This is a genomic window from Pseudoalteromonas sp. SR45-6 (assembly GCF_014163545.1).
Classification (GTDB): Bacteria; Pseudomonadota; Gammaproteobacteria; order Enterobacterales; family Alteromonadaceae; genus Pseudoalteromonas; species Pseudoalteromonas rhizosphaerae.
Genome location: NZ_JACJDM010000080.1, coordinates 7,260 through 15,355, shown reverse-complemented (window position 1 = coordinate 15,355; position 8,096 = coordinate 7,260). Strand labels below are relative to the sequence as shown.

Here is an 8,096-nt window from a genome sequence, read left to right as displayed (position 1 = left end):
TACCAATCGTGTTAAGTTACTGACCATTTATAGCGACAGATAAATACAGTGATAACAAGGCGTAAATTTTGACATGTAGTTGTTCTACTTGAAAAAATTATAACGCAGTTAGCGCTTTATTTAGCGCGCTAGAATGATTAAATATTTAAGTCGATTGGTATTAAAATTAGCATCACTTCAAGTATAGCGCTGTAGCGCACAGACGAAAAACGACGGTTAGTCCAAGTTATCAATACCTATTACGTTCTTTGATATATGGATTTATCCATTGGAGGCCTGAGTGACTGCAACGTGCACCTTACCAGTTTGTAAGCAATCATTTATTAAACTATTTACCTAGACTCGAATACCAATGGTTTGTTGAAAATTGCACGCCAGTAGAGCTGTTGTTTGGCGAAACACTCAATATTGCTGATAAAGTGATATTGAGTGTTTATTTTCCAGTGATGGGGTGGAGAGTTTTGGTCTGATGGTTATTTTGCAAATACGGTAGGAAAACATGGTGACGGATCAATGATAAGAAAGTATGTGAAAAACTAAGGAAATAATTATGACCAACTCCATTTGGATCATCAGTTAGCTATGTTCTAACCAAATACCCCACTCACGAAGTGAGTACTGCGTTAGCAGAAGGGCTTGCCCGGGGATGTTTATTAAATTGTTAGTCAGTCCATAGTTACAATAGTAGGGGCTACCTCAGTAAACTATAGGCCGCAGGTAAACTAGTTATTACTTTCTTTGTTATGTTCTTCACGTGCAGCTTGTAATTCGTCAACGAGCTGTTGGGCTTTTTGCTTGGTTTTTTCAGTTAACTCGCCTGCTGCTTCTTTACTTTCAATCCAGGCATCTAAAGCCACTTCTTTGCCATCATCATACATATCAAGGCCAAGCTTTTTACTTTCTTGTAGTAGCTCATCAAGTGAATCACCTTTAAATTGATTGCTGGTTTCTTTTACGTCATCCCATGCATCATTAAGTGCTTTTTTAACCTCAGTTTTAGCTTCTGCGGCATCTTTTTTTGCTTCGCTGGCATCTTCACAACCGGTTAGTGCTACACAGCCGAATAAAACTAAACTTGCTAATTTGTTCATATTTGTTCCTTTGTATAATAATGATGTCCCGAGGAATATTTCCTCTGGTACAGTATTGATGGCAATCTTAAAACAAGCAATATACAGGCTCGAAAATGAATATACCTCGAACAGCACGACTTAATTTTAAATTAATGGATGAAAATGACAGTGCGCTACTGTTTGAACTCGATAACGACCCACAAGTCATGGAGTACCTTACTCGTGGCAAGACGACGACCATGAGCACCATCAAAGACGTTTTTATTCCGCGCATGCAAGCCTACCGTAATCCACAAAAGGGCTGGGGGCTTTGGCAAGTTAACCTTAATGATAATGACAGCTTTATTGGTTGGATATTAATTCGGCCAATGAGGTTTTTTACTGCAGAGCCTGATTTTAGTGATATTGAAATTGGCTGGCGTTTTAAACGTACAAGTTGGGGTAAAGGTTACGCCAGTGAAGCCGCGCAAGCCGTTGCCGATGTGATCACCGCCAATGTTGAGATCAAGGCACTTAGCGCCACTGCACTAAAAGACAATAACGGCTCGATTAAAGTGATGGAAAAGCTGGGTCAGCAGTTTATTGAATACTATACCTATAGCGACGAGTTCGGCGAGTTACCAGCCGTGTTATATCGAAAATTTGTGTAAAGTTATTCATTGTAGTTTGACCCTTGTTAACTGAATGTGTATTAATGGGGTTAATAAAATAATCAAAAAATAAAATCAACAAGGAATTAAATATGTTTGCAGGTGTAAAACATTTACTGATTTTTAGTGTCGTTGTAATGCAGTTACACATAACTGCATTGGCAGCTAGTGGAAAAACAGCCCAAGCGGCAGTGGCTATGCCGGATAGTTACAGTAGTGACGTAGCAAGAGCCATTTTGGAGCAGGGCGGTAACGCGGTTGATGCAGCCATTGCTGCGCAATTTGTATTAGCCGTTACTTTGCCTGAAGCGGGAAACATTGGCGGTGGTGGTTTTATGCTGATCCAAAAAGACGGGCAGGGCGACTTTATAGATTACCGCGAAACAGCTCCAATTGCCGCCCATCGCGATATGTATTTGGATGACAAAGGTAATGTGGTTGCAAATAAATCAATATACGGCATTCACGCCAGTGGGGTACCCGGTAGTGTGGCGGGTATGTGGCTTGCTCATCAAAAACACGGCACACTTGATTGGAAAACCCTTGTTGAGCCTGCAGTAAAGTTAGCAGAACAGGGTTTTATTGTTCACCCGAAATTAGCCAGCAGTATTGAGCGCTACATTGCCCGCATGGCTAAAAAAGACGTAACAATTAACTTTGCTGATTATTTTGCCAGCGCTAAAGCGAATCAAAACTTTAAGCAACCTGAGCTTGCAGCCACGTTAAAACGTATTCGCGAGCAAGGTAAGGCAGGATTTTATGAAGGCGAAACTGCTAAAATCATTGCCGATTTTATGGCTGAACATGGCGGGATCATTACGCAAGCGGATTTAAAATCCTATCAAGCAAAATCACGTACACCAATGAAAGCAGCTTGGAACGGTTACCAAGTACTTACATCACCACCACCAAGCTCCGGCGGTATTGCAATAATACAATGGTTAAAAATGTACGAGCTGACTAAACCCAAAGCAGGGCTTGAGCATAACTCCACAGCATATATTCATTTATTAGCAGAAACTGGCAAACGCGTATTTGCTGATAGAGCAGAGTACTTAGGTGATCCAGACTTTTTTGATGTGCCAAAGAGCGAATTAATCGCCATGGATTATCTTAAAAAGCGCAGTAGCAGCATCACACTCGATAAAATATCGACGACTGAAAACATTAAACCAGGGTTATATGAAAGCGAACAAACCACGCATTTTTCTATAGTTGATAAATGGGGTAATGCAGTATCGAATACCACCACCATTAATTTAGGTTATGGCAGTGGTGTAGTCGTTGCTGGCGCGGGCTTTTTGCTTAACGATGAAATGGATGACTTTAGTGCCAAACCAGGGGTGATGAATGTATTTGGCGCGCTCGGTGGTAAAGCCAATGAAATCCAGCCGCATAAGCGTATGCTTAGTTCAATGACGCCAACTATCTTACTCAAAGACAATAAAGTTAAAATGGTTACCGGCTCACCTGGCGGCACCACCATAATAAGCTCGGTGTACGAATCTATTTTAAACGCGGTTGAATTTAATATGAGCGCCGATGAAGTGGTAAATAGCCCGCGTTTTCATCATCAACTTTGGCCTAAAAATGTCATACGTCATCATGCAGGGTTAGATGCAAGCGTTGTTAAAGCACTAGAGAAAATGGGCTACACCTTAGACGAGCGCCATTTTGGTGATATGCATGTGATCATCGAACGTGATGGCAAACTAGATGCCGGCTCAGAAGCGTCAGGGCGGGGTAAGGCGATGGTGTTTTGATCGCAGCTTTAAGCGGTAAGTCATAAGTTGTAAGATTGCTTGGTGATAAATTAAGCGATTGTAGTTGGGGTGAGGGTAACGAAACCCAATTACAAAAAGGTTTTAGGAGCTAGGTAACTAGGTGTTAGGGGAGTGACTCGTAGGCGCGAGTTTATCTCGGGCAGTACGCAGTTTAATGAAATTGGCTGTCAGTGAGCGACTTGCCGTAGCATGTGGTATCACCAGCACCAAAAGTAGGCGCTTGGCAGCGAAGACCCTTGTTGAAGCTCAAAAACAAAAGGAATTAACATTGCGCTGAGCAATAACTATTTAGCGTCACAAGGTTTAGTGTCATTGAGAGATATTTGGATCAATATTCATTACGGGAGATGAACCGCCCATTGCACTTTCTGCTAATGAAAAGCGCATGATGGGTGGTGTGGGGGACGGAGGTTAGAGACCTCCGGCTACCCGATTATTTTTTATGGCACTGCAAAGTTTACTGCGTGGACATTGGTTAAATTAATTTGTTGTTTTGCATGCCACAGATCGTAGTTATCTTGCATTGCTAACCAACTCTCAGGAGTTCTGCCAATGGCTTTAGATAAGCGAAGTGCCATTTCTGGTGAGATTGCACTTTGACCTTTTAGAACTCTATTTAATGTAGACGATGCTACATCTAGTTGTTTAGCTAAATAACGGCAACTAAAGCCTGCAGGCTCTAGGTAAACGTCATAGATAAACTCTCCTGGGTGTGGTGGATTATGCATAGTCATTAGTGATAGTCCTCATAATTGAGAATGTATGCATTACCATCGATAAACTCAAAAGTAATGCGCCAGTTACCATTTACAGTAATAGACCAAATCCCGTCACGATCCCCTTTGAGAGGGGGCAATTTAAAACCGGGTAAATTGATATCATCAATTTCTTGTGCGGTATCTATTGCTGCAAGTTGCATGCGCAATTTGCGTTGATGTTTGGCCTGAATTCCAGCAACACTTCCTGTTTGGAAGTATTTCTTGAGGCCTTTATGTTTGAAAGATTTAATCATGGCACAAGTATAGCGCGATGCGCATCACTCGTCGATAAAAATATCGCCCAATTAAGCGGATGAAAACAGTGGGCTAAAATGTGGAACGAAGCGAAACTAACTGTTTTTTGTTCTTGTTTAACAGCTTGTTATACGTTTTATACAAATCGTGCAAGCATTCATTTTCTATGTCGTTAAGCAGTGTGTCACCGTGCGTTAACTTTAGGTTGTTAGAGTCACCTGTATCAAAAATTGACCTGACACCATCGAGTACACAAAGGAAACCAAAAACAGATTCATTACAGCATCAGATATAATACTTTTTACCATATCTTTATCCGAGTCACTTAAGGAATTAAACCAAGCCTCCTGAAACGTATAACGAGCTTGTAGAATAACCCGTTTTTAATTTATTTTTATTGATGCATTAACCATAGCCGAGTTCCTATTCTGATTCAATCGACAACTGACTTTTACGTAAAATATAAAAAGAGCATTTGCTGTTGCTTTAATGGGCGTTTTGGAATGTATGACAGGTGTTTAAGTGGCTTATTTGATGAGGTAGCAGCTTACCTTTATTAATGCATCGTGTTTTACGCATGCTAATATTAGCCTTTAAGATAATCCTCATTTACTTCTCATTCTCTGCTCTTTGTGCAAAAAATCTTTTATTGAATTATTCATAAAGAGGTTCAGAGACGCTGCGCATTAGAGTAATAGATTAGCTTCATCTACTCGATGCCTCGTAAAACATAACGCTTTGCCAATGGGCAAATGCGAACGTTGTTGGACGAAGCCCAGTGAGTATTTGTCCCAGCCGCGTTGTTTGCGGCGATTTTGGGCAACTTGTTAAGCCTCATTTTCTAACAAGTTCCTTAATGCTTTTTACAACCAAATCACGGTCTGCGATGTGCAGATGATGCTTTTCTGATTCCGAATAGATAATTCGGCTATTTGTAGATAAACTTTTAAAGTAACTCTCTGCATTTGCATATAGGGAGTCCATTGACTTCGCGATTTCCTCGGGAACAAAAGGAGGGTCATAACGCTCTTCGGTCTGTTTTGAACGTAAAATTATAATTGGCTTATCACCGAATTTAGCTGCTTCAGATAGAATTTTGTAGCTTTTCATATGATCTACGTTTTCAGGAACTCTTTCAAACATTGGATCATGAACACTTTGCTCAAAATTATAAAAACGCTCCAATTTTTCATTGTTTGTTTTAAAGTTTTCAGGCCACCTTGTACCCATAGTGTAAAAGTAGCCTAAAGGAGGTGGATCAATCAGCACAGCCCCCATAACCTCTTGTGGATATAGGTTATTGAATGCCGTAATGATATAAGATGCATATGAGCCACCAGTAAAGTAATACGGCATTTTAACACCGGCTACTTGAAGCAGTTTTTTTAGCCTTTTAGCCATATCATCGACGGTGAAAGGCACGGGACCTTTTTCACTTTTTCCAAGACCTGATCGATCATATAAACAAATACTGAAATCATTTTTCAATTGTTTAATATTCTCCAACCAAACCCCATCAGAACCAGAACGACCGAAGCCTTGCTCAACTATTAATTGAGGCTTGTCATTTTCGTAGCACTCAAGATACAACTTAAACCCACCAACATCATATAGTCCTGACGTTGTTGGTTGTAACTCTTGCTCTGTACCTGGTGCACCAAAGCTAATAAAAATTGAGAATAACCATATAATTGATTTCATTTAGACTCCATTCCCTCGATGAGGCATAACTTCGGCATGACACGATTGTGTACGCCCGACATGGGCATTGACTTATGAGGTGAAAGTCCTCTGTAGGAAGATCACCGTTTAAATAACACGCTATTATTAAACGATAGACACTCGCGAATGGCAAGGGCTAAATCGCGAGAGATAGTCTGGAGGAAGCAGCTAGCATTCTTTATGATAAATAAATGTGAGCTGATGAGAAAAAACATCATATGAGGCGTAGGCTGGAGACGAGCTAGCACAAGATAGCGAAGTCATGCGATCTAACGGCCACCGTAAATGATGCAGTTGTGCAGAGAAAGTCGATGCACCTGTTCTTTATAGGTAAAAAAGGGGGAGATCTGATAAACACGCATTCGCGCTAACGCTTGGAGGAGGGTCAGTGAACGACTCGCCATAGCCTGTGGAATTACCAGTACCAAAAGTAGGCGCTTGGAAGCGAAGGCCCTTGTCGAAGCTCAAAACAAAAGGAATTAACATTGCGCTAGGTAATGACTATTTAGCGTCACAAGGTTTAGTGTCATTGAGAGATATTTGGATCAATATTGATAACGGGAGATGAACCGCCCATAGAAGGATGCTAAGAAGACACCCATCTTATGATTTGCAATGTATCAGTTACGTACTAATTTTATTATTAGCACAATAAATGAGCAGGTTGTCACATGGCTATTGCGAGAAAGCGTCAGATAAGTTTGGCTGATACAAAGTACTATCATTGTATTTCTAGGTGCGTACGTCGAGCCTATCTATGTGGCGAAGATCGTTTTACTGGCCAATCATATGAGCATCGCAGGTGTTGGGTTGAAGAGAAGCTATTGGCTCTTTCTAACGTGTTTTGTATTGATGTTTGCGCATATGCAGTGATGAGTAATCATACGCATTTAGTGTTGTATGCTGATGATAAAAAAGCGAAACGACTGAACGATAAAGCCATTATTATCCGTTGGCATAAATTATGTAAAGGCACCATGCTGACAAATAAATATGTTCAAGGGGGCAAGCTAACGAAAGCAGAATGCTTCTTTTTAAATGAGACCGTCGATGAGTACCGTGAGCGTTTATCAAGTATTAGCTGGTTTATGCGATTATTAAATGAAGATATAGCTCGCAGGGCGAATAAAGAAGATGGATGTACAGGGCGATTTTGGGAAGGCCGTTTCAAATCACAAGCACTGTTAGATGAAGCCGCATTGGCTGCATGTATGGCGTATGTTGATTTAAACCCAATCAGAGCGAAGATAGCTCACACACCAGAAACATCGGATTACACGAGCGTACAAAAACGGATTGAAAGTGCAACCGACGGTAAACAACCAATACAGTTACTACGCTTTGCCGGTATGCCAAGGCAGCACATGGCAAAGGGCTTACCATTTGAGTTAAAATCTTATTTAGAACTTGTAGAGTTAACAGGTCGTTGTATACGAGAAGATAAGCGCGGTTATATAGATAATACTCATTCACGGTTATTGGAGCGGGTAAATATCTCAGCAGATAATTGGTTAAAACTCACGAGCCACTTTACACGGGTGTTTCATGGCGCAGTCGGGAGGCCAACATCGCAGGAAGGATACTGTGAACATTTAAATAGAAAGCGGCGAGCAAACGTGAGAAATTGTGAAAAGCTATTAGCATAAAATAGAGCGATGTAGTAAACCATCTAAATCAATTCAAAAACTGCGAATTTGCAGCCTTTCTATGTCTAAAATTCAGTATTCAACGGACATTAGTCACGTTATTTATTACAAACAACATTTCCTCGAAGAGTAATTGCGGGCAGGCAGTTTTTTGCACGGTTAAGTTTGATGACTTCAGCATTTATTTATAATGGGTGTCAATTTTGTT

At 40.7% G+C, this 8,096-nt stretch carries 7 protein-coding genes and 1 pseudogene; 4 read left to right on the top strand and 4 right to left on the bottom strand.

Going from position 1 to position 8,096, the window contains the following annotated elements:
- Nucleotides 1-447 precede the first annotated feature (447 nt).
- Nucleotides 448-540 (top strand): annotated as a pseudogene (locus H5158_RS21095) (transposase); the annotation flags it as partial.
- 182 nt (nt 541-722) lie between these two features.
- On the opposite strand, the gene H5158_RS21090 reads toward H5158_RS21095, so the two are convergent.
- Entirely contained in the window at nt 723-1,091 is a 369-nt protein-coding gene (locus H5158_RS21090) for a hypothetical protein (protein ID WP_182740830.1), read from the bottom strand.
- 95 nt (nt 1,092-1,186) lie between these two features.
- On the opposite strand from H5158_RS21090, the gene H5158_RS21085 reads away from it, so the two are divergent.
- The gene (locus H5158_RS21085) at nt 1,187-1,723 is read left to right on the top strand and encodes a GNAT family N-acetyltransferase (protein ID WP_182740829.1); all 537 of its coding nucleotides are present in this window, start codon (nt 1,187-1,189) and stop codon (nt 1,721-1,723) included.
- A 92-nt stretch (nt 1,724-1,815) separates the two neighbouring features.
- A complete protein-coding gene (ggt, locus tag H5158_RS21080) occupies nt 1,816-3,486 on the top strand; it encodes a gamma-glutamyltransferase (protein WP_182740828.1) in 1,671 nt (556 codons plus the stop codon).
- Nucleotides 3,487-3,947: 461 nt separating this feature from the next.
- On the opposite strand, the gene H5158_RS21075 is transcribed toward ggt, so the two are convergent.
- From H5158_RS21075 to H5158_RS21065, 3 genes are all read right to left on the bottom strand, one after another.
- Complete coding sequence (locus tag H5158_RS21075) at nt 3,948-4,241, bottom strand: HigA family addiction module antitoxin (protein ID WP_182719628.1); 294 nt, start codon at nt 4,239-4,241, stop codon at nt 3,948-3,950.
- Entirely contained in the window at nt 4,241-4,519 is a 279-nt protein-coding gene (locus H5158_RS21070) for a type II toxin-antitoxin system RelE/ParE family toxin (RefSeq protein WP_182740827.1), read from the bottom strand. Before H5158_RS21070 ends, H5158_RS21075 begins: the two co-directional genes overlap by 1 nt.
- Before the next feature lie 835 nt (nt 4,520-5,354).
- Nucleotides 5,355-6,221 carry an alpha/beta fold hydrolase gene (locus H5158_RS21065; protein WP_182719627.1) on the bottom strand — a complete coding sequence of 289 codons (867 nt, stop codon included), beginning with the start codon at nt 6,219-6,221 and terminating at the stop codon, nt 5,355-5,357.
- Nucleotides 6,222-6,913: 692 nt separating this feature from the next.
- On the opposite strand from H5158_RS21065, the gene H5158_RS21060 reads away from it, so the two are divergent.
- Nucleotides 6,914-7,888, top strand: a complete 975-nt coding sequence (locus H5158_RS21060) for a transposase (RefSeq protein ID WP_182740826.1) — start codon at nt 6,914-6,916, stop codon at nt 7,886-7,888.
- The last annotated feature ends 208 nt before the right edge of the window (nt 7,889-8,096 follow it).